This is a genomic window from Streptomyces sp. NPDC026538 (genome assembly GCF_055567535.1).
This window is the reverse complement of record NZ_JBVHQG010000003.1, coordinates 612444-636000: the sequence shown is the minus strand read 5'-3', so window position 1 is coordinate 636000 and position 23557 is coordinate 612444. Positions and strand designations below refer to the sequence as shown.

General features: G+C 70.8%; 21 protein-coding genes and 1 pseudogene. 10 read left to right on the top strand and 12 right to left on the bottom strand.

What is annotated here, in order from left to right:
• Nucleotides 1–68: 68 nt before the first annotated feature.
• The 7 genes from fbaA to ACZ4N4_RS15940 form a co-directional block, all read right to left on the bottom strand.
• The gene (fbaA, locus tag ACZ4N4_RS15970) at nucleotides 69–1091 is read right to left on the bottom strand and encodes a class II fructose-bisphosphate aldolase (RefSeq protein WP_360492664.1); all 1023 of its coding nucleotides are present in this window, start codon (nucleotides 1089–1091) and stop codon (nucleotides 69–71) included.
• A 169-nt stretch (nucleotides 1092–1260) separates the two neighbouring features.
• Nucleotides 1261–1809 carry an orotate phosphoribosyltransferase gene (gene pyrE, locus ACZ4N4_RS15965; RefSeq protein ID WP_365800475.1) on the bottom strand — a complete coding sequence of 183 codons (549 nt, stop codon included), beginning with the start codon at nucleotides 1807–1809 and terminating at the stop codon, nucleotides 1261–1263.
• Nucleotides 1810–1834: 25 nt separating this feature from the next.
• Nucleotides 1835–2623: an aldose epimerase family protein gene (locus tag ACZ4N4_RS15960; RefSeq protein WP_453570507.1), complete on the bottom strand. Its 789-nt coding sequence runs from the start codon at nucleotides 2621–2623 to the stop codon at nucleotides 1835–1837.
• A gap of 280 nt (nucleotides 2624–2903) precedes the next feature.
• Nucleotides 2904–3626: an SRPBCC family protein gene (locus ACZ4N4_RS15955; RefSeq protein ID WP_467588762.1), complete on the bottom strand. Its 723-nt coding sequence runs from the start codon at nucleotides 3624–3626 to the stop codon at nucleotides 2904–2906.
• 93 nt (nucleotides 3627–3719) lie between these two features.
• Nucleotides 3720–5354, bottom strand: coding sequence for a polyamine aminopropyltransferase (locus tag ACZ4N4_RS15950; RefSeq protein ID WP_467588759.1), 1635 nt, complete (start codon nucleotides 5352–5354; stop codon nucleotides 3720–3722).
• 84 nt (nucleotides 5355–5438) lie between these two features.
• Nucleotides 5439–5969: a DUF2617 family protein gene (locus ACZ4N4_RS15945; RefSeq protein WP_453570513.1), complete on the bottom strand. Its 531-nt coding sequence runs from the start codon at nucleotides 5967–5969 to the stop codon at nucleotides 5439–5441.
• 382 nt (nucleotides 5970–6351) lie between these two features.
• Nucleotides 6352–6633: a hypothetical protein gene (locus ACZ4N4_RS15940; protein WP_467588755.1), complete on the bottom strand. Its 282-nt coding sequence runs from the start codon at nucleotides 6631–6633 to the stop codon at nucleotides 6352–6354.
• A 1113-nt stretch (nucleotides 6634–7746) separates the two neighbouring features.
• On the opposite strand from ACZ4N4_RS15940, the gene ACZ4N4_RS15935 reads away from it, so the two are divergent.
• The 3 genes from ACZ4N4_RS15935 (at nucleotide 7747) to ACZ4N4_RS15925 (ending at nucleotide 10604) form a co-directional block, all read left to right on the top strand.
• A complete protein-coding gene (locus ACZ4N4_RS15935) occupies nucleotides 7747–7938 on the top strand; it encodes a hypothetical protein (protein WP_467588753.1) in 192 nt (63 codons plus the stop codon).
• Nucleotides 7939–8105: 167 nt separating this feature from the next.
• The gene (locus ACZ4N4_RS15930; protein WP_467588750.1) at nucleotides 8106–9293 is read left to right on the top strand and encodes a pyridoxal phosphate-dependent aminotransferase; all 1188 of its coding nucleotides are present in this window, start codon (nucleotides 8106–8108) and stop codon (nucleotides 9291–9293) included.
• 123 nt (nucleotides 9294–9416) lie between these two features.
• A complete protein-coding gene (locus ACZ4N4_RS15925) occupies nucleotides 9417–10604 on the top strand; it encodes a hypothetical protein (RefSeq protein ID WP_453570522.1) in 1188 nt (395 codons plus the stop codon).
• Nucleotides 10605–10610: 6 nt separating this feature from the next.
• Here the strand turns inward: ACZ4N4_RS15925 and ACZ4N4_RS15920 are convergent, their stop codons facing one another.
• From ACZ4N4_RS15920 to ACZ4N4_RS15910, 3 genes and pseudogenes are all read right to left on the bottom strand, one after another.
• Nucleotides 10611–11144 (bottom strand): type III secretion system chaperone family protein, encoded by a 534-nt coding sequence (locus ACZ4N4_RS15920; protein WP_450761793.1) that lies wholly within the window; start codon nucleotides 11142–11144, stop codon nucleotides 10611–10613.
• Between the two features lie 195 nt (nucleotides 11145–11339).
• Nucleotides 11340–13928, bottom strand: a pseudogene (clpB, locus tag ACZ4N4_RS15915) (ATP-dependent chaperone ClpB); the annotation flags it as partial.
• A gap of 551 nt (nucleotides 13929–14479) precedes the next feature.
• Nucleotides 14480–14776 (bottom strand): (2Fe-2S)-binding protein, encoded by a 297-nt coding sequence (locus ACZ4N4_RS15910; RefSeq protein ID WP_351317863.1) that lies wholly within the window; start codon nucleotides 14774–14776, stop codon nucleotides 14480–14482.
• A 302-nt stretch (nucleotides 14777–15078) separates the two neighbouring features.
• Between ACZ4N4_RS15910 and ACZ4N4_RS15905 the strand changes: the two genes are divergently transcribed.
• Genes ACZ4N4_RS15905 through ACZ4N4_RS15890 form a run of 4 tightly spaced genes read left to right on the top strand, consistent with a single transcriptional unit; the run spans nucleotide 15079 to nucleotide 17532 of the window.
• A complete protein-coding gene (locus ACZ4N4_RS15905) occupies nucleotides 15079–16116 on the top strand; it encodes a helix-turn-helix transcriptional regulator (protein ID WP_467588747.1) in 1038 nt (345 codons plus the stop codon).
• Nucleotides 16113–16370 (top strand): hypothetical protein, encoded by a 258-nt coding sequence (locus ACZ4N4_RS15900; RefSeq protein WP_467588744.1) that lies wholly within the window; start codon nucleotides 16113–16115, stop codon nucleotides 16368–16370. The genes ACZ4N4_RS15905 and ACZ4N4_RS15900 overlap by 4 nt, the downstream gene beginning before the upstream one ends.
• A complete protein-coding gene (locus ACZ4N4_RS15895) occupies nucleotides 16370–16555 on the top strand; it encodes a hypothetical protein (protein WP_467588742.1) in 186 nt (61 codons plus the stop codon). Before ACZ4N4_RS15900 ends, ACZ4N4_RS15895 begins: the two co-directional genes overlap by 1 nt.
• Nucleotides 16552–17532 carry a helix-turn-helix transcriptional regulator gene (locus tag ACZ4N4_RS15890; protein ID WP_467588739.1) on the top strand — a complete coding sequence of 327 codons (981 nt, stop codon included), beginning with the start codon at nucleotides 16552–16554 and terminating at the stop codon, nucleotides 17530–17532. The genes ACZ4N4_RS15895 and ACZ4N4_RS15890 overlap by 4 nt, the downstream gene beginning before the upstream one ends.
• On the opposite strand, the gene ACZ4N4_RS15885 is transcribed toward ACZ4N4_RS15890, so the two are convergent.
• Nucleotides 17495–18547, bottom strand: a complete 1053-nt coding sequence (locus tag ACZ4N4_RS15885) for a helix-turn-helix transcriptional regulator (protein WP_467588736.1) — start codon at nucleotides 18545–18547, stop codon at nucleotides 17495–17497. The two genes, ACZ4N4_RS15890 and ACZ4N4_RS15885, sit on opposite strands and share 38 nt — an antisense overlap.
• A 394-nt stretch (nucleotides 18548–18941) precedes the next feature.
• Here ACZ4N4_RS15885 and ACZ4N4_RS15880 point away from each other — a divergent pair, with 394 nt between their 5' ends.
• Genes ACZ4N4_RS15880 through ACZ4N4_RS15870 form a run of 3 tightly spaced genes read left to right on the top strand, consistent with a single transcriptional unit; the run spans nucleotide 18942 to nucleotide 22262 of the window.
• Entirely contained in the window at nucleotides 18942–20489 is a 1548-nt protein-coding gene (locus tag ACZ4N4_RS15880) for a circularly permuted type 2 ATP-grasp protein (protein WP_453570531.1), read from the top strand.
• Nucleotides 20486–21418, top strand: coding sequence for an alpha-E domain-containing protein (locus ACZ4N4_RS15875; protein WP_453570533.1), 933 nt, complete (start codon nucleotides 20486–20488; stop codon nucleotides 21416–21418). Before ACZ4N4_RS15880 ends, ACZ4N4_RS15875 begins: the two co-directional genes overlap by 4 nt.
• A gap of 1 nt (nucleotide 21419) precedes the next feature.
• Nucleotides 21420–22262, top strand: a complete 843-nt coding sequence (locus ACZ4N4_RS15870) for a transglutaminase family protein (protein WP_467588732.1) — start codon at nucleotides 21420–21422, stop codon at nucleotides 22260–22262.
• Between the two features lie 124 nt (nucleotides 22263–22386).
• Here ACZ4N4_RS15870 and ACZ4N4_RS15865 read toward each other — a convergent pair whose 3' ends face one another.
• Complete coding sequence (locus ACZ4N4_RS15865; protein ID WP_453578112.1) at nucleotides 22387–23499, bottom strand: sugar ABC transporter substrate-binding protein; 1113 nt, start codon at nucleotides 23497–23499, stop codon at nucleotides 22387–22389.
• Between the last annotated feature and the right edge of the window lie 58 nt (nucleotides 23500–23557).

Below are 23557 nucleotides of genomic sequence, written 5' to 3'. Positions count from 1 at the left end.
ACCCGGCGCCGTAGCACCGGGTCCGCCGAAACGCGACGTGGCTGTCGTACGACAGCCGTACGAACGCCTTACTTGATCTTGTTGCCCGCCGAGCGCAGGTGCTGGGTGGCCTCGACGACGCGGGCGGCCATGCCCGCCTCGGCCAGCTTGCCCCAGGTGCGCGGGTCGTAGGTCTTCTTGGAGCCGACCTCGCCGTCGACCTTCAGGACGCCGTCGTAGTTCTTGAACATGTGGTCGGCGACCGGACGGGTGAAGGCGTACTGGGTGTCGGTGTCCAGGTTCATCTTCACGACGCCGTTCTCCAGCGCGGTGGCGATCTCCTGCTCGGTGGAACCGGAGCCGCCGTGGAAGACGAAGTCGAACGGGGACGCCTTGCCGAACTTCGCGGCCACGCCGTCGGCCAGCTCCTTCAGCAGCTCGGGGCGGAGCACGACGTTGCCCGGCTTGTACACGCCGTGCACGTTGCCGAAGGAGGCGGCGAGCAGGTAGCGGCCCTTCTCGCCCAGGCCCAGCGCCTCGGCGGTGCGGATCGCGTCCTCGACGGTGGTGTAGAGGGAGTCGTTGATCTCGTGCGAGACGCCGTCCTCCTCGCCACCGGTCGGGGTGATCTCGACCTCGAGGATGATGTTGGCCGCGCGGGCCTGCTCGAGCAGCTCCTGCGCGATGGCCAGGTTGTCCGCGAGGGTCTCGGCGGAACCGTCCCACATGTGCGACTGGAACAGCGGGGTCAGACCGGCCTCGACGCGCTTCTTGGAGATCGCGATCAGCGGCCGTACGTACCCGTCGAGCTTGTCCTTCGGGCAGTGGTCGGTGTGCAGCGCGATGTTGACCGGGTACTTCTCGGCGATGACGTGCGCGAACTCGGCGAGCGCGACCGCGCCGGTCACCATGTCCTTGCTGTACTGGCCGCCGAGGAACTCGGCACCACCGGTAGAGATCTGGACGATGCCGTCGCTCTCCGCCTCCGCGAAGCCGCGCAGCGCAGCGTTCAGGGTCTGGCTCGAGGTGACGTTGATGGCCGGGTAGGCGAACTTGCCTGCCTTCGCCCGGTCGAGCATCTCGTTGTAGACCTCGGGGGTTGCGATGGGCATCTGTCCGCTCCTTGAGTGTGCGGGTCGGCGTACTGCTGGTTCTCTACGGCCCTGACCTAGACCTTGAGGTACGACGTCATCGTCGTCCCCATCTTTCCAGACATGAACCGATGCTCCGGGCGCCGGGCGCCGGTCGCATCCGGGTCAATCCCACTCGGCGACCGGGGTGTCAGTCCAGCCCCAGTTCATCCTTCGAGAAGGCGAACAGATACGGCACGCCCGCACCTTCGCGGATCTTCTCGTCGGCGCCGGTGGCCCGGTCGACGATGGTCGCGACGGCGACGACCTCGGCGCCGGCCTCGCGCACGGCCTCCACGGCGGCGAGCGGGGAGCCGCCGGTGGTGGAGGTGTCCTCCACGACGAGGACCCGCCGGCCCTTGATCTCCGGCCCCTCCACCCGGCGCTGCAGCCCGTGCGCCTTCGCCGCCTTGCGGACGACGAAGGCGTCGAGGTGCCGACCGCGCGCGGCGGCCGCGTGCAGCATCGCGCCGGCGACCGGGTCGGCACCCATGGTGAGGCCGCCGACGGCGTCGTACTCCAGGCCGTCGGTCAGGTCGAGCAGCACCTGGCCGACCAGCGGGGCGGCCGTGCCGTCGAGGGTGACACGGCGGAGGTCGACGTAGTAGTCCGCCTCCAGCCCCGACGACAGGGTCACCCTGCCGTGCACCACGGCCTTGTCCTTGATCTGTTGCAGCAGCTCAGCGCGTACGTCCGTCATGCCGACCAGCTTAGAGGCGGCGGGCTCAGAGGCGGCGCCAGGTCCAGATGGTGGTGGCTTCCAGCGGCTCAAGCGGGGTGACGAGACGGGGGAGCGTGTTGAGGCCGTTCGGCGGACCGGTCTGCGGCTCCACGCACACCGCCGCCTCCTGCTCGTCGTAGACCACGACCCACTGCTCGCGGCTGGCGACCTTCAGCTCCAGCTGCCCCGGCCAGGTGAGGGTGACGTCGACGCCGTCGGGCATCCCGAAGCAGTCGTCCCAGGGGCCGGGTTGGGGGTCGATGCGGTTGCCGGTGGGCAGATGGTCCGCGCCGCGCTCCTCCTGCCAGGCGGGGGCGAAGTCGACCTGGGCGTCCTGGCCGCCGAGGTTGCGGTTGAACCAGGGATGCCAGCCGATCTGCGCCGGGAAGGAGTTGTCGTACGTCTCCACGGCCATCGTCAGCGTCAACGAGTCCTCGGTGAGCTGGACCGCGTGCGTGACGCGGGCGGGGTGCGGCCAGGGGTCGCCGAGTTCGCACGTGATCACGGCCTCGTCCGCCGAGCGGCGGGCGATGCGCCAGGCGCCGTCGCGGGCCGTGCCGTGGATGGCGTGCGGCGGGGAGTTGAGCGGCATCTGGACGATGTCGGCGCCGTCGCGGAACCGGCCGTCCCGGATACGGCCGCACCAGGGCACCATCGGGAAACAGCCGAAGCGGTCGCCCTGGCGGAGGAGTTCGAGGGAACCGACTTCCAGTCCGGCGATACGCCCGCCGTTGCCGGGGTGCAGGTGGAGGGCGGCGTCGCCTGCGGTCAGCGTGATGTCTTCGTTACTCACGGGATGACAGTACTTGGGGAGGGGCGCCGAGTTTCGGGTGCGGTCTGTGGGGCCTGGTCGCGCCCACGCGGCGGAGCCGCACATCGATTACAGCCCCGCACCCCTTACGGGGCCCGTCGTAGCTGCGGGCGTCGTGCCTCCCCCAGTGCCTCAAGGGCCTGGAAGGTGCCCCCGGGCGGCACGGGTGGGCGAGGGGGGTCCCCCGCTCGAGCGAAGCCGAGAGTGGGGGGAGGCACCCCGCAAGCGCGGGCGAGTGGAACCCCTCCTGCGGCGGCCTCGCTCAGCGGCGTCTCCGCAACGCCCTCGTCACCACGATCGCGGACGCCAGGGCCAGTGCCGCCGCCGGTGCGGCCCAGCGCAGTGCCGAGGCAGCCGCCACCGTCTGCGGTGCCGGCACCGGCGCATAGCGGCCGCGGGGCGGCGCGTGGTCGACCTCCTCCGCGCTGCGGCCGATCATCGTGCGGCGGGCATGGGCGGCCTCGGCGAAGATCTCGGGCAGCGGCTCCTCGACCGGTTCGGGCGCCAGCGACGGCGGCGGGACCTCCGTCTCGAAGATCGACACCGGTTGGTCAGGGGCCTCGGGCCGCACCTCCCCCAGGCCCTCCACGAAGCGGTTGAGCAGCCGTGTCGCCGCCGACTCCACGGCCTCCGGCGCCAGTTCCGCGACCCGCCCGTCGGCGGAGGCCGTGCCGGTCACCGTGACCTGGCAGCCCTCGTCGGTGTCCGTGAGGCGGAGCGTGAGCGCCAGCTTCACCGTGCCGGCGCCGCGCGCCTCGGTGGCGTCGCCGTCGAGCGCGTAGGAACCGTCGGCACGGGAGCTGACGCGCAGGGAGCCCCGGTAGGTGATCGAGTGGCTGCCGATGCGGACCTTGACGCGACCGGTGCCGGGCGCGGCGCCCGCGTCCTGCTGGAGGCCGGGAAGCGCCCGGGCGACCCGCGCGGGGTCGGCCAGCGCCTCCCTGAGCCGCGAGGCCGGGGCCGGGACGTACACCTGGTGCTCCATGCCGACTGAGCCTACCCAGGAGTCAGGCCGACGTACCCTCCGCGACGCACGGCACGCTGCCGCGGTCCGGGCCCCCCGTGCCCGGGTCCGCGCTCAGTACCGCGGATCCACCAGCGTGGAGGCCGGCAGTTCCGTCGGCGGGGTCTCCAGTGCGTCTTCGCGCAGGTCCCGCCGGGTCAGCGTGTGCAGCCTCGGACCGTCGCCCGGCAGCCGCAGCCGGGGCCCGCGCGAACCCTCCGTCGCCAGGAGGAAGCCCCAGTCGTGCGGGGCCCTGGACTCGCCCGCCGAGCGGTCGGGGCCGGGGGTGAAGCCGGGGTCACGGCCGAGGACCCGGTAGGGGGTCGTGGCCAGGCCGGCGGCGCGCATGGTCGCCGCCACCGTCCAGAAGTCGCGGGGGCGGGCCCGGACCGGGCCGGCGTGCACGACCAGGCGGCCGCCGGGGGCGAGGGCGCGGCGGGCCAGGCCGTAGAACTCCTCGGAGTACAGCTTGGTGCTGGCCGTGATGCCAGGGTCGGGCAGGTCGGCGATCACGACGTCGTACGCGGCGGGCGGCGCGGTCCGGCGCAGCCAGCAGAAGGCGTCGGCGGTGACCACGTGGACGTGCGGGTCGTCGTAGACATGGCCGTTGAGCGCGGAGAGGGCGGGGTCGTGGCGGGCGAGGCGGACCAGGCCCGCGTCCAGCTCGACGACGTCGACGCGGTCGATGCCGGTGTGCCGGAGCACCTCGCGCGCGGCCATGCCGTCGCCGCCGCCGAGGATCAGCACGCGCGCGTGCGGGCCGCTCATCGCCGGGTGGACGAGGGCTTCGTGGTACCGGCGTTCGTCGCGGCCGCCGACGCGCAGCCGGCCGTCGAGGAAGAGATCGAGGGGACGTCCGTGGGTGCCGCCGGTGAGGACTATCTCCTGGACGTCCGTCTGGAGGGCGACCCGGACGTCGTCGCCGTAGACCGCGTGCCGGGCGGCCCGTTCGAAGTCGTCGACGTGGGCGGCGGCGGAGGCGAGGACGCCGAGGACGGTCACGTTGACGGCGAGGAGGGTCCAGCGGGCCCGGCGGGACAGGTCGCGGCGGAACAGGCCGAGGACCAGGGCGCCGCCGGCCACGACGTTGACCGTGCCGGTGAGCAGGGTGCCCGTCAACTGGCCGAGGAAGGGCAGCAGGAGGAACGGGAAGGCCAGGCCGCCGACCAGCGCGCCGACGTAGTCCGCCGCGAACAGGTCGGCCACCGCGCCGCCCGCGTCCTGGCGGCGGATGCGCTGGATGAGTTCCATCAGCAGCGGCACCTCGGCGCCGATCAGCAGGCCGATGGAGAGGGAGAAGGCGACCAGGAGGCAGCGCGGGCCGGCCGACCACAGGCCGCCCCAGCCGCCGGTCCAGGCGAAGACGGCGTACAGGGCCATGGCGCTGCAGCCGCCGACCAGTGCCAGCGCGGCCTCCACCGCGCCGAATCCGGCCGCCGCGTGCCAGCGCAGCCGCTTCGCGGCCAGTGAGCCGACGCCCATGGCGAAGACCATCACGGACAGCACCACGGAGGCCTGGGTGACCGAGTCGCCGATCAGGTACGAGGCGAGGGCGACGAGTTCGAGTTCGTACACCAGCCCGCAGGCCGCGCAGACGAAGACGCACGCGAGGACCAGGAACCGGCCCGTCCCCGGCCGCACGGGCAGCGGCGCGGGGGCACCCCAGGGCGGCGGTGCGCCGGGAGGGGCGGGTGCGTGCGGATCGATCACTCTGCGACGTTACGTCACTCGCTCGGTACGCTTCGTCACCCACACGTGTGGAAATCGGCCGCCTTGACGGCCCGTTGGTTTATGTCACCCGGGGAGGTGTCGGGCCACCGGAACCCGGATGCCGACCCTTGTCCGGGTCGCCACCAGTTGGCCGTCCTGCGGGTACGCGTGCCAGGTCCGCCAGTGCACCTGGCCCTCGTGGCGCTGGGCGAGCAGCGCGGTGAACGCGTGTGGGCTGCCCGGGAAGACCCCGGCGAGTCCGTGTGGGTGCTCGGAGACGAGGGCGAGCAGTTCCTGGGCGCGGCCGGCGAAGGAGCCCGGTGACAGCACCTCGACGCGGGCCGCGAACTCGTACTCCCAGTCGCCGACGCGCTTGGCGACCCCGAGCGGCAGCGGGGTGCTGGACCCCGGGATGCACGCCACCGTCTCCGAACAGCCGCCGCACTCCTCCTCCAGGAGTACCTGATGGGACGCGCCCAGCAGTCTGAGCTGCAGTTTCGCCCCGGACAGTTCCAGGTCGAGGGTGGCCAGGGCGGGCAGCGGCTCGCGCCCCAGGGCCCAGGCGAGGTCGGCCGCGCGCGTATCGGTGTAGGTGGTGTTCAGGGTCGTGAGCATGGATCGGCTCCGCTAACACGCAAATGGGGAGGAGGAGGGGGGGTCCGGCGCACCTCGGTGGACACCGGGAGATCGGCCCGGTCGGCCCAGCCGGGGGAGGGGTGTCGTCAGGACGTCCGAGGCGCTGCTTTCGTGATTTAGAGGGAATCATGAACTGTGGCGCTGCCACAGCGTTTTTACCCAACTTCGTGGGGTTTCCATCCCTCAGAGGGCTCCACAGCTCAACTGTTCAACCACGTTGTGCGCCCTGCTCCCTCTGGCGCACGCCGGGGCGCCCGGAGAAAGCCACCCACTCGCCGTCCGGACGCCCCGCTCCCCTGCTGCCCCGCTCCCCCCGTGTCCCCCGTGTCCCCCGTGTCCCCCGTGTCACCGAGGCTCCGGGTCAGCTGCCCCCGCCGCAGCCACCCCCGCCACCACAGGACGAGCCGCCGCCGCAGGAGGAGTGCCCTCCGCCGCACGAGTGACCTCCGTGGCCTCCGTGCCCGCCGTGGCCTCCGTGCGACGACGACCCCGAGTCCCCGGCCCACCAGCTGCCCGAGCTGTCGTAGGAGGAGGATCCGCCCCGGCCGGACGCCCCCCTGCCCACCCCACCCTTGCGGGCCGCGCTCCCGACGATCACCAGGCAGACGATCGCGGCCGCCGCCACGATGAAGACGATGCCCATGGCGTCACCTTCTTTCGGTTCGCGCGGAGCGACCCCCCGTGGGCGCCCCGGCCGCCGCGTGACCGCGGCGTGCCCCGGTGATGCCCGGGCCGCCCGGCGGCCAAAGCGGAGTTGAGGAACTTCTGAGGGTCCTTGCATGGAAATGGCCCCTGACCTGCGCACATACGCAGTTCAGGGGCCGACCGGATGTCGCTGGGCCGTCTGCGGGCCGTGTTCATCCTGCATGACGTGCTCAGTGGACTACCGCCAGTTGGCATGCGGAGACGAACCGGCAGCATCCGAGGACTGGCTGCCCGTCAGGTCCCATTCGGGCAGATCGCACTCGCAATAGCGCCGAGGCCAGGCTGCTTCACTGTGTCTGCCGCGGCCCTGGTCCTCCCCGGAACTGCGCTGGAACACCAGGTCGATTGCGTGGCGGGCACGCTGGCGACCGTCGGGCGTCAGGTGGGCGTACACCCGCAGTGTCATCGCCGGATCGGCATGCCCCATGCACTCGCTGACGGCGGAATGAGGCCCGCGACCGCCAGAGCAGGCTTCCACTCCTTGCCGCCAAGCCCCGGCATCTCCACCGACCGCTATTGGATATCCAGGTCAGGATGGCTAATGAGAAAGATCAAGTAAGCGACGGCGGCAACTGTCCCCACAGCGCCGAGCACCATGCCGGTTATGGGTCGCGTCCGGCTGAGGCCCTCGCGAGACGCGGCGCGGTACTGGACCCATCCGAGCGCGAGGCCAGCGAGACCGGCCGGCAGGGCAAGAGCCCACGTCAGCATCCAAAAGGGACAACAGAACCAGAAGGCCACGGACGATCCACCAAGCACAACGGCGGAACTCTTACGTCGCCGTTCCCCCTCAGCGCCAGTCACCGGATGATCAAAGCATTTTCTGCCCAGAGCGTGCTAGCTTCGCGCGCCGCTGAGCCGGAGAACCGCGAGGACACGGATCAGAAGGCGCCCGTGCCCCCTTCGTACCATCAGACGACGCATGGCGGGGAACAGCGGGGAACATCGGCGAGTGTCCCGAGAACCCGCAGTTCAGCGTCTCGCCAGTTCAGCCTCGATGCGCGTACGCCACGTGGGCATGCATGGACCAGGGATGACATAGGGTCGAAACATGGTGCAAATCAGTGATGTTGCCAAGATCCGACAACGGTGGATCGACGCCGGAAGTCCGGCATGCGAGCGCCATAATCTCGATCAGGAGTTCCACCTGGGAGCACGCGACACCGACTGGGCATGTCTGAACTGCGGCGAGGAGTTCAGCCGACAGGAAGCCCGCGCCATGCGCGAGGCCAACGGCAACTGACGACATGTGGGCCACCCTCGGGCCGTCTCCGGGCCGAGGGTGGCCAACGACGACCAACGTCGACAGATGACACCAGCCCTCGCCCAGCTCAGAGGAGCCGCATCGGGTATCGCCGCAGACACCACGCCCCGAACGTAAGTTGAGGAACTCCAGAGCTTGGGCGCAGGATGACCGCCATGACCTCCAGCGAACGCCCTCTCCTGAACCGCCGGCTCGCAGAGTTCGGGACCACGATCTTCGCCGAGATGTCCGCCCTGGCGCTGCGCACCGGGTCCATCAACCTGGGGCAGGGCTTCCCGGACACCGACGGCCCCGAGGAGGTCAGGGAGGCGGCCGTGCGGGCGCTGCGCGAGGGGCGCGGCAACCAGTACCCGCCGGGGCCGGGCGTCCCCGAACTGCGCACCGCGATCGCCGCACACCAGGAGCGCCGGTACGGGCTGTCGTACGACCCGGACGCGGAGGTGCTGGTCACGGCGGGCGCGACGGAGGCGATCGCGGCGGCCCTGCTCGCCCTGGTGGAGCCGGGTGACGAGGTCGTCGCCCTGGAGCCGTACTACGACTCCTACGCGGCGTGCATCGCGATGGCCGGCGGCACCCGGGTCCCGGTCACCCTCCGCCCGGACGGCGCCGCCTTCCGCCTGGACCTCGACGAACTGCGCGCCGCCGTCACCCCGCGCACCCGGCTCCTGCTGATCAACACCCCGCACAACCCGACCGGCACGGTCCTCACCCGCGCCGAACTGACCGCGATCGCCGAACTGGCGGTCGAACGGGACCTGCTGGTCGTCACCGACGAGGTCTACGAGCACCTGGTCTTCGACAAGGCCGGGCACCTCCCCCTCGCGACCTTCCCGGGCATGCGCGAGCGCACGGTCACCATCGGGTCGGCCGGCAAGACGTTCTCCTTCACCGGCTGGAAGGTCGGCTGGGTGACCTCGACGCCGGAGCTGGTCACGGCGGTGCGCTCGGCGAAGCAGTACCTGACGTATGTCGCCTCCGGGCCCTTCCAGTACGCCGTGGCCGAGGCCCTGCGCCTGCCCGACTCGTACTTCGAGGCCTTCGGCGCGGACATGCTGGCCAAGCGGGACCTGCTCGCGGGGGGCCTGGAGCGGGCGGGCTTCAAGGTCTTCCGCCCGGCCGGCACGTACTTCATCACCACCGACATCCGGCCCCTCGGTGAGAGCGACGGTTTCGCCTTCTGCCGTGCACTGCCGGAGCGCTGCGGGGTGGTCGCGATCCCCAACGCGGTCTTCTACGACCACCGCGAGCAGGGTGCGCCATTCGTACGGTTCGCGTTCTGCAAGCGTGCGGAGGTGCTCAAGGAGGCGGCGGAGCGGCTACGGCGGCTCGGGTAGCCGCGCCCGATACCACCCCCGGGCTCGCCCGCGGCCCGCGCCACGCCAGGAGGCGTGCCCCTCCGCTACCCCATCGGGCGCATATTTCTCGCACTTCGCCCCGGTCCCCCGCAGGGTGCGAATGTGAGCCACGCCAGCACCACCGCCAATTCGACCACCGGCACGACCACCGGTACCGCCGCTCTCGCCCCGTCCCTCGTCACCGCGGGCGGTGTCGCGGTGGGGCTGTTCGCGGCCGCCCGGCTCACCGGCATGGCCGTGGTCGCGCTGGCCGCCTGGGCGGGCGGCAGGCATCCGCTGACCCTGCTCGGCCGGTCCTGGGACTCGGTCTGGTACCTGGGCATCGCGGCGCACGGCTACGGCCGCACCCTGTACTTCCGCCCCGACGTCATCCACAGCGACCTGGCGTTCTTCCCGCTCTACCCGGCCCTGATCCGGATACTGACGGCCGTCACCCCGCTGAGCGGGGCGGGCGCCGGCCTGCTGGTCTCCTGGACGGCCGCGGGCGTCGCCGCCGCCGGCATCTACGCGCTGGGCGCCCGGCTGCACGGCCGCGCGGTGGGCACCGCCCTCGTCCTGCTCTGGGGGCTGCTCCCGCACTCCGTGGTGCTGTCCATGGCGTACACGGAACCGGTCCTGACCGCGTTCGCCGCCTGGTCCCTGTACGCGGTCCTGGCCGGAAACTGGCTGTGGGCGGGCACCCTGGCCGCCCTGGCGGGCCTGTCCCGGCCGAACGGCTTCGCGGTCGCGGTGGCCGTGCTGCTCGCCGCCGTCCGCGAGATTCACCGCTCCCGGGGCCGGGTTGCCCACAGGCTGTGGACGGGCGCGGCACTCGCCCCGCTCGGCTGGCTCGCGTACGTCCTGTGGGTGGGGCGCCGCGCCGGCGATCCGCTGGGCGGCTACTTCGGCGTACAGCGCCTGTGGGGGTCGCGCTTCGACTTCGGCCGGGGCTCGCTCCGCTTCGTCCGCGACCTGCTGCTGCGCGGCGACCGCTTCGTCTTCCCGACGGCCCTGGTGATCGTGGCGGCGGCGGTGGTCCTCTTCGCGCTCCTGCTGCTGGACCGGGCGCCGCTCCCGCTCGTCGCCTACACCGCCGTGCTCCTGCTGATCACGCTCGGCGGCTCGGGCTTCTTCGAGTCCAAGCCGCGCTTCCTCCTGCCGGCCTTCCCGCTGCTCCTCCCCCTGGCCCGGGCGCTGGTCCGCACGGCGAGAGCCCGGCCCTGGCACGCGTCCGTGGTGGTCGCGGCCCTGGCCGGGCTCTCGTTCGGCTACGGCGCGTACCTGGTCGTCTTCGCCGGCACACCCCTGTAGCGCTGCCTACTCCTCGTCGTCGCCCTCGGGCTGGTCGGCGTCGTTGACGGCCTCCTCCAGGCCGAGCTGCTCGACGAGCCACTTGTCGAACTCGATCGCGGCCCGCACCCAGCTGACCGTGGACGACACGAAGTGGTTGATGTCGACACCCATGCCGATCAGCATCTGTGCCTCGCCGATGAGACGGACGGTGCCGTCGTCATGGGTGTGGGTGTAGACCTTGGGCCACAGCGTCCGGCGGTTCCAGTCGTCGATGGACTCCAGGAGCTGGGGCTTCTCGTCGATCTTGTGGGGACGGTCGTAGAACGTCCGCACCGAGAAGACCGACTGCTCGTCCTCGCCGCGGAACATGAAGTACGTACGGAACTGTTCCCACGGCGCCGCGAGGTCGCCCTCGTCGTCGACGACGTACTTGAGCTCCATCTGGTCGAGGAGCTGCTTCACAAGATCCTGATCCGGGACGACGGGGCCCGCCGGTCCTTGGGGCTGCGGCTCGGGCTGGCCCCCGAAGTTCGGAATCGAGGACGGGTCGATGGTCACCGTGATTTTCCCTTCATACGGATCCCGCCATCCTCCCCCATCCGGGGAGGGGGGTGGCAACCCCCGCCCCGGCGGGTTCATCTCCCGTTGGCGGAATTCCGCTCAGAGCGTTTTTCCGGTCTCCTGACCGGTGCTTTCGACGGCTTCCCCGGCCGTTTCGGCGGCCGATTCCCCGACCGTTTCACCGGCCGCTTCCTCCGCCGTCACCGGGCCCACGATCAGGCCCTCGCCGAAGGCGTCCACCCGGATCGTGTCGCCGTCCTTGACCTCGCCGGACAGGATCTCCCTGGCGAGGCGGTCGCCGATGGCGGTCTGGACCAGACGGCGCAGCGGACGGGCGCCGTACGCCGGGTCGTTGCCCTCCTCGGCGAGCCAGGCCAGGGCCTCCGGGGTGATCTCCAGGGCGAGCCGGCGGTCGGCCAGCCGCTTGGCCAGCCGGTCGATCTGGAGCCGGGCGATCCGGGCCAGCTCGTCCTTGGCCAGAGCCGAGAAGACGACCAGGTCGTCCAGGCGGTTGAGGAACTCCGGCTTGAAGGAATGCCGGACCGTCTCCAGAACCTGCCGCTTCTTCTCCTCCTCGCCGAGTACCGGGTCGACCAGGTACTGGCTGCCCAGGTTGGACGTCAGCACCAGGATGGTGTTGCGGAAGTCGACCGTGCGGCCCTGGCCGTCGGTGAGCCGGCCGTCGTCCAGCACCTGGAGCAGGATGTCGAAGACCTCGGGGTGGGCCTTCTCCACCTCGTCCAGGAGGACCACGGTGTAGGGGCGGCGGCGGACCGCCTCGGTCAGCTGGCCGCCCTCCTCGTAGCCGACGTATCCGGGCGGGGCGCCGACCAGCCGGGCCACGCTGTGCTTCTCGCTGTACTCCGACATGTCGATCCGGACCATCGCCCGCTCGTCGTCGAAGAGGAAGTCGGCGAGCGCCTTGGCCAGTTCCGTCTTGCCGACACCGGTCGGGCCGAGGAAGAGGAAGGAGCCGGTCGGGCGGTCCGGGTCGGCGATACCGGCTCGGGACCGTCGTACGGCGTCCGAGACCGCGCGTACGGCCTGGGTCTGGCCGATGAGCCGGCGGCCCAGCTCGTCCTCCATGCGGAGCAGCTTCTGGGTCTCGCCCTCCATGAGACGCCCGGCGGGGATGCCGGTCCAGGCGGCCACCACGTCCGCGATGTCGTCGGAGCCGACCTCGTCCTTGACCATGGTGTCCCGGGAGGTCTCCACCTCGGCCTCGGAGGCGGCCTCCAACTCCTTCTCCAGCTGCGGGATCTCGCCGTACAGCAGCTTGGAGGCGGTGTCGAAGTCGCCGTCGCGCTGGGCGCGTTCGGCGGTGCCCCGGAGTTCGTCGAGCTTCTCCTTCAGCTCGCCGACCCGGTTCAGTGACTGCTTCTCGCGCTCCCAGCGGGCGTTGAGGCCGCGCAGGTCCTCCTCCTTGTCGGCGAGGTCGCGGCGCAGCTTCTCCAGGCGCTCCCGGGAGGCCGGGTCGGTCTCCTTCTCCAGCGCCAGCTCCTCCATCTTCAACCGGTCCACGACACGCTGGAGTTCGTCGATCTCCACGGGCGAGGAGTCGATCTCCATGCGGAGCCGCGAGGCCGCCTCGTCGACCAGGTCGATCGCCTTGTCGGGGAGGAACCGGGAGGTGATGTAACGGTCGGAGAGGGCCGCGGCGGCCACCAGGGCGCTGTCCGCGATCTGCACCTTGTGGTGGGCCTCGTAACGGCCCTTCAGGCCACGGAGGATGGCGATGGTGTCCTCGACGGTCGGCTCCGCCACCAGCACCTGCTGGAAGCGGCGCTCCAGCGCCGGGTCCTTCTCGATCCGTTCCCGGTACTCGTCGAGGGTGGTCGCGCCGACCATGCGCAGCTCGCCGCGGGCCAGCATCGGCTTCAGCATGTTGCCGGCGTCCATGGCGGAGTCACCGCCGGCTCCGGCGCCGACGACCGTGTGCAGTTCGTCGATGAAGGTGATGACCTGCCCGTCGGAGTCCTTGATCTCGGCGAGGACGGTCTTCAGCCGCTCCTCAAACTCACCCCGGTACTTCGCGCCCGCGACCATGGCCCCGAGGTCCAGCGCCACCAGCCGCTTGTTCTTCAGCGACTCGGGCACATCGCCCTTGACGATCCGCTGGGCCAGCCCTTCGACCACGGCGGTCTTGCCGACGCCCGGCTCGCCGATGAGCACGGGGTTGTTCTTGGTACGGCGGGACAGCACCTGCACGACCCGCCGGATCTCCTGGTCCCGTCCGATGACGGGGTCGAGCTTGCCGTCCCGCGCGGCGGCCGTGAAGTCGGTGCCGAACTTCTCCAGCGCCTTGTACTGGCCCTCGGGGTCGGCGGTGGTCACCCGGCGGCCGCCGCGCGCCTTCTGGAAGGCCTCCACCAGCTTCTTCGCGGTGGCCCCCTGCCGGTCGAGCACCTCACCGGCCGCGCCGCCCTTCGCGGCGATGCCGATGAGCAGGTGCTCGGTGGAGAGGTAGTCGTCACCGAGGTCCCGGGCGCGCTCGTCCGCGTCGGCGAGGACCGCGAGCAGTTCGCGGTTGGGCTGCGGGGGCGCGACCGTGGAGCCGGTCACGCTGGGCAGGGCGGCCAGCACCCGCTCGGCGCCCTGTCGTACGACGGCCTGGTCGGCGTCCACGGACGCGAGCAGGTCGGTGATGTTCTCGTTCTCCTGCCCCGCCAGCAGAGCCAGCAGCAGGTGGGCAGGCGTGAGGTCCGCGTGCCCCTCGGTCACGGCCCGGCTGCTGGCCGCGTTGATCGCGTCCCGGCTCCTGTTGGTCAGCTCGGCGTCCACGTTCGCGTTCTCCTCCTCGGCGTCGTTCGGCTGACTCAGCCAACGTACACAAAGTTGAGTCTATTCCACTCAAGGTGGAGACGGGACCCCTTCCGGGGACCAGCTTCGGGGCACGCGGACCCGGCCGGCCGAGAGGGTGGGCGCGGAGGGGCAGGTGGCCGGAAGAAGGCGGACCGGGGAGGCCCGGGGGTCGCAAGAAGGCGGGCCGGGGCGGCCGGGAGCGGGCGGCGAAAGCACGAGGAGGCCCGCGGAGGCGCGCGGAGCGGCACGGGAGAGCCGCCGGGGACGGGGAACGCCCTCCGCGACGGCCGCCGGGGTCACTGTGACGCGGATGCCGGGGCCTGGGAGCGGTATCGAGCCGGTCCCCCGGGGCGGCCGCCCCGTTCTTTCGGCGGTTCAGCGCCATGTTTCAGCCACGGTGGACCTTGGCCGAAACCGGCCGATACGCCGAAATGTCCCCGGAAACTGCAGCGGCGTCACCGTGTTCAGGTCACGGTGACGCCGCTGCGGGGGGAAGTACCTGAGCGATCTTTTACGACGGGGGAATCGCGTCAGGCACTGCGGGGGGTGGCCGAGATGGTCCTCACGTCCGGGACGTCCGGCTCAGCCAGCCGGTGGTCCCGTTGGTCCAGATTCACAAAAATCATTCCGTACCGGACGGCGCACCGCACGGGCTGCGGCGCACCCCGGGGCTTGCGCAGGCACCGGTAGGCCCGTACGTCCTCGTCCTCGTCCCGCGTGACGACGACCGGCTCACCGAAGACGGTCACCATCAGCGAGTCACCGCTGTGGGGGATGGCGGTGACCAGGTCGATGAAGTGCCAGCCGGAGCGGTAGGCGGTGGCCATTTCACGCCGGAAGGATCGGTCGTCGGGTGGGGTGGTCACGTCAGCTCCCGGTTCCTTCCACGGTGTCCACTGCAACACTCGGCCAGCTGGTATTTGCCCGAACGTCACCCTTCGCGTCGACAGCACCACTCCACGCAACAAGGGCCGCGACGATGGAGCAGGCGGCGACAAGCACCGACCGAAGCAATTTCCCGCGCATGTTCGGCTTCGTCCTCACTTGAAGGTCCCTGCTCCTTCGTCTTGTACGACGATGGCTCATTCGGGCACGTCGTGGCCACACAATCAATGCATCATGTTCCTGCATGTTCAGGACCCTGGGGGGTGGAGATTTGATAACGAATCAGACAAAGGAGACGCATCCCCACGCGGTGACAGAACTGTGTGAGGACGGTGCCCGCATCTACTCCACAGCTCTGCGCGCGGGACGCGTCGCGCGTAGGGATGTGGAGGCTGTCCCCTGCCTGATGGAGTTCGCCCTGCTCCACCCGGATCCGGACGACCCCGACTGGCTGCGTCCGGTGCCCCCTGCGGTGGCTCTGGCAAGACGGCTCGGCCCTCTCGAACACGAGATCTCCGAGCGTCGGCGTCTGTCGACCGAGTTGGCCGAGACATTCGAGCCCTTCATGACGCTCAGCACACAGGTCATGGCGACCAGCGACTCGATCGCCGTCCTCGAAGGCGGCGAACGTATCAACGCGGCGCTCAACCTGGCGACAGCACAGTGCCAGACGGAGGTGCTCAGCGTCCATCCGAGCGAACGCGTCTCCGAGCGCAACGTGCTGCGCGGAATGGAGCGTGACCGGCCTCTCATCGAGCGAGGGGTCCGTATCCGCACCCTGTACCAGCACACGGCCAGGCACAACCCGGAAAAGCTGGCCTACGCCGCCTATCTCGCGGACGGCAAGGCGGAGTACCGCACGATCGACGAAGTCGTGGAGCGCCTGATCATCTGCGACGAGACGGTCGCCTTCATCCCCATCCGGGACGACCAGCAGGTCGCACTCGAAGTACGCCACCCCGGCCTCGTTCGCTATCTGATCAAGGTCTTCGAGTTCATGTGGAGCCGCGCGGTGCCCCTGAACATCGACGGGCCGTACGAAGCGGCACCCGACGGCATCACAGAGATTCAGCATTCCATCGCGAAGCTGCTGGTGGAGGGCCATGTCGACGAGGCCATCGCCCGCCGGCTCGGCATGAACGTCCGCACCTGCCGCGCCCATATCGCCAAACTGGCCCAGGCACTGGGCAGTGGCAGCCGTGCCCAACTCGGGTACCTGATCGCACAGTCGGGGATTCTGAACAGTGGCAGCCCTCCCGCCGGTCCGGAGGGCGAGCGGTGACCCCGGAGGCAGCTCCCCCGCCACCGCATCCGAATCACGCCGTCACCAAGTTGGGCGAGGCCGGTGCCGGGCTGTACGAGCAGGCGCTACGCCAGGGCCACATGGACGCCGCCACGTCCGCCAGGTCTTCCTGCCTGGTCGAGACCGGGCTCGCGGATGCCCACCGCCGCGGCGGCCTCCTGGTGGACACGTTCGAGCCCCTGCTCCGGCTGGACCTCAACCCGATCGCCGACACCGGCACCGGCTTGCGCTGATGCGGCTCCACACCGGCACGGCGCGCATCAACGACGCCCTCACCAGCGCCATGTCCGAGGGGGACCAGGAACTGCTCTGCCTCCACCTGGCCAAGCTCGCCACCACCCTCGGCAGCGACAGCCACGCCCAGCTCGGCTGCCTCATCGGCCGGTCAGGAATCCTCAAGCCGGAGGCAGGTCCATGACCCACTACGAACACAGTGTCGAGGAGCTGTGCCCGACCGGGACGAAGCTGTACGAACACGCCGTGCGCGTGGGCGGCATCAGCATCGCGGATGCCGTGGACGCGCCCTGCCTCACCGACTTCGGCCTCCTCCACCCGGCCCTGGACGACCCCGGCCGGCTGGAGCCCGTCGCCCCCGCCGCCGCCCTCACCCGGCTCCTGCGCGGCGCCCGCGCCCGCGTCGCCGCCGAATGGCGACTGGAGGAGCGGCTGGTGGATCTGTTCGAACCACTGACGCACATCGAAGGCCAGGCCGGCGCGACGACGGACTCCCCAGCGCTACGCCTGCTCAGCGGCACCCGGCGGATCAACGAGGCCATCGGCGAGGCCATGCCGGACGCCCAGCGGGAGGTCCGCTGCGTCCAGCCCCACGCGGGTATGGTCGGCGAGCGCGGCGAGATCGCCAACTCGACCTCCTTCGCACGCGACCAGGCCTTCCTCGAGCGAGGGGGCAGCATCCGGGTCCTCATCCAGCACTCCATGGTCCATCTGCCGGGTGTCCTGGCCTACAACGAGATACTGACCGGCGACAACGAGGTACGCGGTCTGGACGAGTCCCCGGACCGGCTGATCGTCATCGACCGCACCGTCGCCTTCATCCCGGCGGGCGAAGACGGCGGCCTCGCCCTCGAAATCCGCCAGCCCTCCCTGGTCACCTACCTGGCCACGGTCTTCGATCGCCTCTGGCGACTGGCCGCCCCCGTCTACCCGCACCGCGAACAACGCCCCACCGTCAACGGCATCACCCCCCGCCAGCAGGCCATCGCCGCCCTGCTCGTCGAAGGCCACACCGACGCCGTCATCGCCGAACGCCTCGGCATGAACATCCGCACCGCCCGCGTCCACATCGCCAAACTCGCCACCACCCTCGGCAGCGAAAGCCGCGCCCAGCTCGGCTACCTCATCGGACGCTCGGGGATCCTTGATCAGGAAGGCTGACCACGGCCGGCGCCCCGCTCGCCTCGCCCGGCGGCCGGTCCAGCCCCACCTGCGCTATCCGCACGCCCAGTTGGGTACGGCTGGCCGCGCCCAGCGTCTCCGAGAGGCGGGCGATGTGGGCACGGCAGGTACGGACGCTGATGCCCAGGCGTTCGGCGATCACCGCGTCCTGGTGGCCCTCCGCGAGGAGCGCAGCGATGGACTGCTCCCTGTGTGAGATGCCCTCGATACCGGTGTCGGGGAGCGGGGCGGTGAGGGGGATCGCGAGACGCCACAGGCGTTCGAAGACGGTGACGAAGTACTCGACCAGGGCGGGGTGGCGCAGCTCCAGGGCCATCGTGCGGTCGGCGTTGGCGGGGATGAAGGCGACCGTGCGGTCGAAGAGGATGAGGCGGTCGATGACCTCGTCGAGCGTCCGGGCCTCCACCGCGTCGCCCATCAGCTCCAGGTAGTTGAGCAGGCCCTGGCCGTGCCGGGCGACATGGGTGTACAGGTCCCGCATGCGCACGCCCCGGCCGCGCAGGGCGACCGCCCGGTGCAGTCCCTCGGTCAGCTCCGACTCACGGCGGATACCGCCCGGCTGCACGGTCAGCACCTCGCTGGTGCACGCCTCCGTCGCCTCGTCCATCGCCGCCTGGATCCGGGACAGCCCGTCCAGGACCCGGATCGCCGCCGTGCCCTCGGCGGAGGCCGACGCGACCTGCAACTGCCGTCCCAGACCGGCGTACCACTCGAAGGCCGCGACCGCCGAGCCCACCCGCCGCTGGCTGTCGGTGACCTCGTCGTAGACCCCGCGCAGCAGCCGGGTCATGACCTCCTGCGGGGAGGTCGGCACCAGCCAGTCCATGTCGTCGGGGTCCGGGTGCAGCAGCGCCAGCTCCAGCAGACAGGGCACCGCGTCGGCGTCCTTGCGCGGTACCCGGCCCCGGCGCACGGCACGGGAATACACGCGATCCCCGGCGGCGCACAGTCGGTCGGCACCGTGTGGATGCTTGTCCGTCCCGTGCCCGGCCATCGCCCATTCCACCCCCGGTTTGCTGCCTCTTCCGCAGCGCAACTATGAGCGGTCCGGACCGGGTCCGCAACACGGCTCCCCTCGCACCGGGCGTCGTAATCCACGCATACGCCCCGCTATCTCCCGGCCTCCGCAGCCCGCACTGCAACAAGATGACGGTGTTGGTGGAGGGACCTGCGGGGCATCGTGGACACCGCTTCCCGCGGGTGTTCGCCGGACACCCGGAGGGGCCCCGGTCCGGCCTCCCCCGATCGGTCCCGGGGCCCCCGCAACGCGTCCACGGGGGAGGCGCGTTGCGGGGAGGGCCGCTCGCGGGCACGTCACGCGGGGACCTGGCGAATCCCCGAAATCCGCCGGTGATCACCGTGTTACGTGCCCGCTCTAACGTCCCTTCATGGCGGACATATTTGACGCGTACGCGTTGGCCGACGCGTGGGACGAGATGTTTGTGCGGCCGGGTGAGGTCAGGACCGCCTACGAGCCGGTACTGGCGGCACTCCAGCCGATCGAGCCGAGTGAACTGCGCTTCCGGGCCGACCAGATGGCCCGTGCCTTCACCGACCGCGGTGTGACCTACGCCTTCGCGGGCGAGGAGCGGCCCTGGCCGCTGGACCTGGTGCCCAGGATCCTCGACGCCCTGGAATGGGATCTCGTACGCAGAGGCGTCGCCCAGCGCGTCAGAGCCCTGGAGGCCTATCTCGCGGACGCCTACGGGCACGCCCGGGCCTTCGAGGACGGGGTGGTGCCCTGGCGGCTGCTGCTGTCCTCGCCCCACTTCCACCGGGCGGCGCACGCGGTGGAACCGCCCGGCGGGGTGCGCATCCACGTGGCCGGAATCGACCTGGTGCGGGACGAGGCCGGCGAGTTCCGGGTCCTCGAGGACAACGTGCGGGTGCCGAGCGGGGTGTCGTACGTCATCGAGAACCGGCGGGCGATGACCCGGATCTTCCCCTCGCTCTTCGCCGAGCAGCACGTGCTGCCGGTGGACGGGTACGCCGGGCGGCTGCTCGCCGCGCTGCGCGCCGCCGCGCCCGGCGGGGCGGCCGGCGACCCCCGGGTCGTGGTGCTCACCCCGGGGCCGGGCAACGCGGCCTACTTCGAACACGCCCTGCTGGCCCGGCTGATGGGCGTGCAGCTGGTCGAGGGCCACGACCTGGTGTGCCGCAACAACCGGGTGTGGATGCGGACCACCCGCGGCGAGGTGCCCGTGCACGTCGTATACCGGCGCCTCGACGACGACTTCCTCGACCCGCTCCATTTCCGCCCCGACTCGGTGATCGGCTGTCCCGGCATCCTGAACGCCGCCATCGCCGGTCACGTCACACTCGCGAACGCCGTAGGCAACGGTATCGCGGACGACAAACTCCTCTACACCTACGTCCCGGACCTCATCCGCTACTACCTCGGCGAGGAACCGATTCTCCCCAATGTGGAGTCCTACCGCCCCGATGAACCGGGCCAGTTGGCGGCGGTCCTGGACCAGCTCGACCAGCTGGTCATAAAGCCCGTCGACGGCGCCGGCGGACAGGGCATCGTGATCGGGCCGAAGGCCGACGCCGAGACACTGGAACGCACTCGCAAAGCCGTCCTCGCCGACCCGCGCGGCTTCATCGCGCAGCGTCCGGTCGCCCTCTCCACCTCCCCCACCCTCGCGGGTGAACGCATGGCACCCCGCCACATTGACCTGCGCCCGTTCGCCGTGAACGACGGCGACGACATCTGGGTGCTGCCCGGCGGACTGACCCGGGTCGCCCTCCAGGAGGGCAACCTGATCGTCAACTCCAGCCAGGGCGGCGGCTCCAAGGACACCTGGGTGCTCGCCGAGGGTCCCGCCGAGCGGCCCGCGCCCGCCCCGGCCGGCGCCGTCCCGGAGATCGCCCCGCGCCGCCTGGGCCCCGACGGCATCCGTCCCGACGTACCGGAAGGAGCGCACCAGCAGTGAGCGACGTGATCCTCTCCCGTATCGCCGAGGCACTGACCTGGACCGGACGGTACGTCGAGCGCGCCGACGCCACCGGCCGCATCCTCGACGCCTACCTGCACCGGATGCTGGAGGTCCCCTGGCGCGACGAGGACACCGCCTGCCGGTCGCTGTACGCGATCCTCGGTGTCGACGCCGGCCCGGAGCCCGTGGACATGCAGCAGGTCCTGGAGCAGCTCGCCTTCGACGCCCGCTCGACGGGGGCGATCGAGGGGGCGCTGGGCGCCGCCCGCCGGAACGCGCGCAGCGCCCGTGAGTCCGTCTCCTCCGAGATGTGGGAGTGCCTCAACTCCACCTGGCACGCCCTGGCCGGGCAGCGCCTGGCGGCCCGCCGCACCGGCCCGTACTCCTACCTGGAGCTGGTACGGCGCCGGGCCGCCCTCTTCTTCGGCCTCGCCGACTCCACCATGAGCCGCGACGACAGCTGGCGGTTCGTCGTCCTCGGCCGCAGCCTGGAGCGGGTGGACATGACCGTACGGCTGCTGTCGGTGCGCGTGCTGGACGCGGCGCACGCGCCGGACTGGCCGACGCTGCTCAGCGCGAGCGGCGCCGACGAGGCCTACGCGCGGGTGCACAGCGGGTTCGGGGACACCCCGAGAGTGGCCGGGTTCCTGCTCCTGGACCGGGACTTCCCGCGCTCGGTGCTGCACGCCCTGACCACGGCGGAGGAGTGTCTGGCCGCTCTCGGCCGGCCGCGCCAGGACCCGGCGCGGTCGCCGGTCGGGCGGCTGCGGACCCGGCTGGAGTACCTGGACACGCACACCCTGGAGGACCAGCTCCCGGTGCTGCTGCGGGATCTGCAGCAGGCCTGCATGGCGTCCGCCGACGCGGTGGCGGAACGGTTCTTCCCGTACCAGGGGCCCGTCGAGTGGGCCCAGGAAGGAGCCTGACATGGCTCGTCGCCTCCGGATCCGGCACGTCACCCGCGTCGCGTACGCCCGGCCCGCGGCCTCCTCGCACAACGAGGTCCGGATGACCCCGCTGACCCTGCCGGGGCAGACCACGCTGGACGCGCGGGTCACCGTCACGCCGGCGACCACCGTCTGGTCGTACTGGGACTACTGGGGGACCCAGGTCACTGGGTTCGATCTGCTGGAGCCGCACGAGGATCTGACCATCACGGCGTCGAGCCTGGTGGAGACCTCGGCGCCGGGGCCGTTCCCGGAGCCGCCGGCCTGGGCGGAGGTGACCGGACGGGCGGGCGGGTCACGTCTGTCGGAGTTCGTGACCGGGACGTCCCGGACGACGGTGCCGAAGAAGCTGGTGAAGAAGGCGCGGGAGGCCGCGGCCGGGCTGGGGCCGCACGAGGCCGCAGTGGCCGTCTCCGGGATGGTGGCCGACCGGGTGGCCTACCTGCCGGGGGCCACCAGTGTGAACACGTCACCGGCCGAGGCGTGGGCCCAGCGGGCGGGGGTGTGCCAGGACATCACGCATCTGACGATCGCCCTGCTGCGGGGGCTGGGGCTGCCCGCCCGGTACGTCTCGGGGTATCTGCACCCGGAGCGGGAGGCGGAGCTGCACCGTCCCGTCGCCGGGCAGAGCCACGCCTGGATCGAGTACTGGGCGGGTGACTGGTGCGGCTACGACCCGACGAACCGGGTACGGGTCGACGAGTCCCACGTGGTGGTGGCCCGGGGACGGGACTACGACGACGTCACGCCCCACAAGGGGATCTACCGAGGGGTCCCCGCTGGAACTCCCGAGGTGACGGTGGAGTTCACCAGGGTCGCCTAGGGCCTGTCCGACCATTCCCGTCGTCGCCCGGAGGGCGAGGCAGACGGGAATGGTCGGACAGGCCCCAGCGCTCGCGGGCCGGGCGGGGGCCGGTGCGGACCGGGGCCGCCCGCCGCGGCGGGGCCTACTTGAGGCCCGCCGCCGCGCACGCCGACTTGTAGTCGGCCGTGCAGATCTGCGAGATCTTGTAGATGCCGTCCGCGACGACGGTGTCCTTGATCTTGCTCTTCGTCACGGCGTTGACCTGCACCAGCTGGGCCGGGATGTCCTTGGTGGTCGGGCTGTCGACCTGGTCCTGGGTGAGCGCGTCGAACTGGATGTCCTTGCCCTGCACCTTGTAGACGGCCATCTGGGCGGCGGCCTCGGCCTCGTCCGGGTAGGGCTTGTAGACGGTCATGTACTGCTCGCCGATGAGGATCCGCTGAATGGCGTCGAGGTCCGCGTCCTGGCCGGTGACCGGCGGCAGGTTGGTGATGCCGGCCGCCTTGAGGGACTTGATGATCTCGCCCGCCATCGCGTCGTTCGCGGAGTAGACGCCGGCGACGTTGTCCTTGCCGATCGCGTCGATCGCCTTGGTGGTCTCCTTCCCGGCGGTCGGCGGGTCCCAGTCCTTGGTGTCGAACATGGCGCCGTCCGGAATCGTCACCTTGCCGGTCAGCTCGGACAGGGCGCCCGTCTTGAACTGCTTGGCGTTCGGGTCAGTCGGCGAGCCGTTGATCATGATGACCTTGTCGGAGGTGTCGACGTTCGACCCGAGGCCCTCCAGGAGCGTACGAGCCTGCACCTCGCCCACCAGCTCGTTGTCGAAGGAGACATAGGCGTCGATCGGGCCCTCGGCGAGGCGGTCGTAGGCGATGACCGGGATGCCCGCGTCCTTGGCCTTCTTCACCGTGGGCGCGATGGCGTGCGAGTCGACCGAGTCCAGGACGATGACGTCGACCTTGTCGTCGATCATCTTCTGCATCTGCTCGGCCTGCTTGGAGGCGATGGACCCGGCGTTCTCGTAGTCGACCTTGCCCTGCTTGTTGGTGAGCTCGGCGATCTTGGCCTTCATGATCGGGTAGTCGAAGTTCTTGTACCGGGTGTTGATGATGTCCGGCATCAGCACACCCACCGTGATGTCGTTGCCCTTGGTGGGGGTCGCGGTGGTCGACGATCCCGTCGCGTTGAACACGCCGCAGCCGGCGAGCGAGAGGGTCATCGTGGACGCGGCCACAAACATGGCTATACGACGCATTCGGGGGCTCACTTCAGGTGCGTTCCGGACATGGGGCTGCTTGCGACCCAGATGTCTG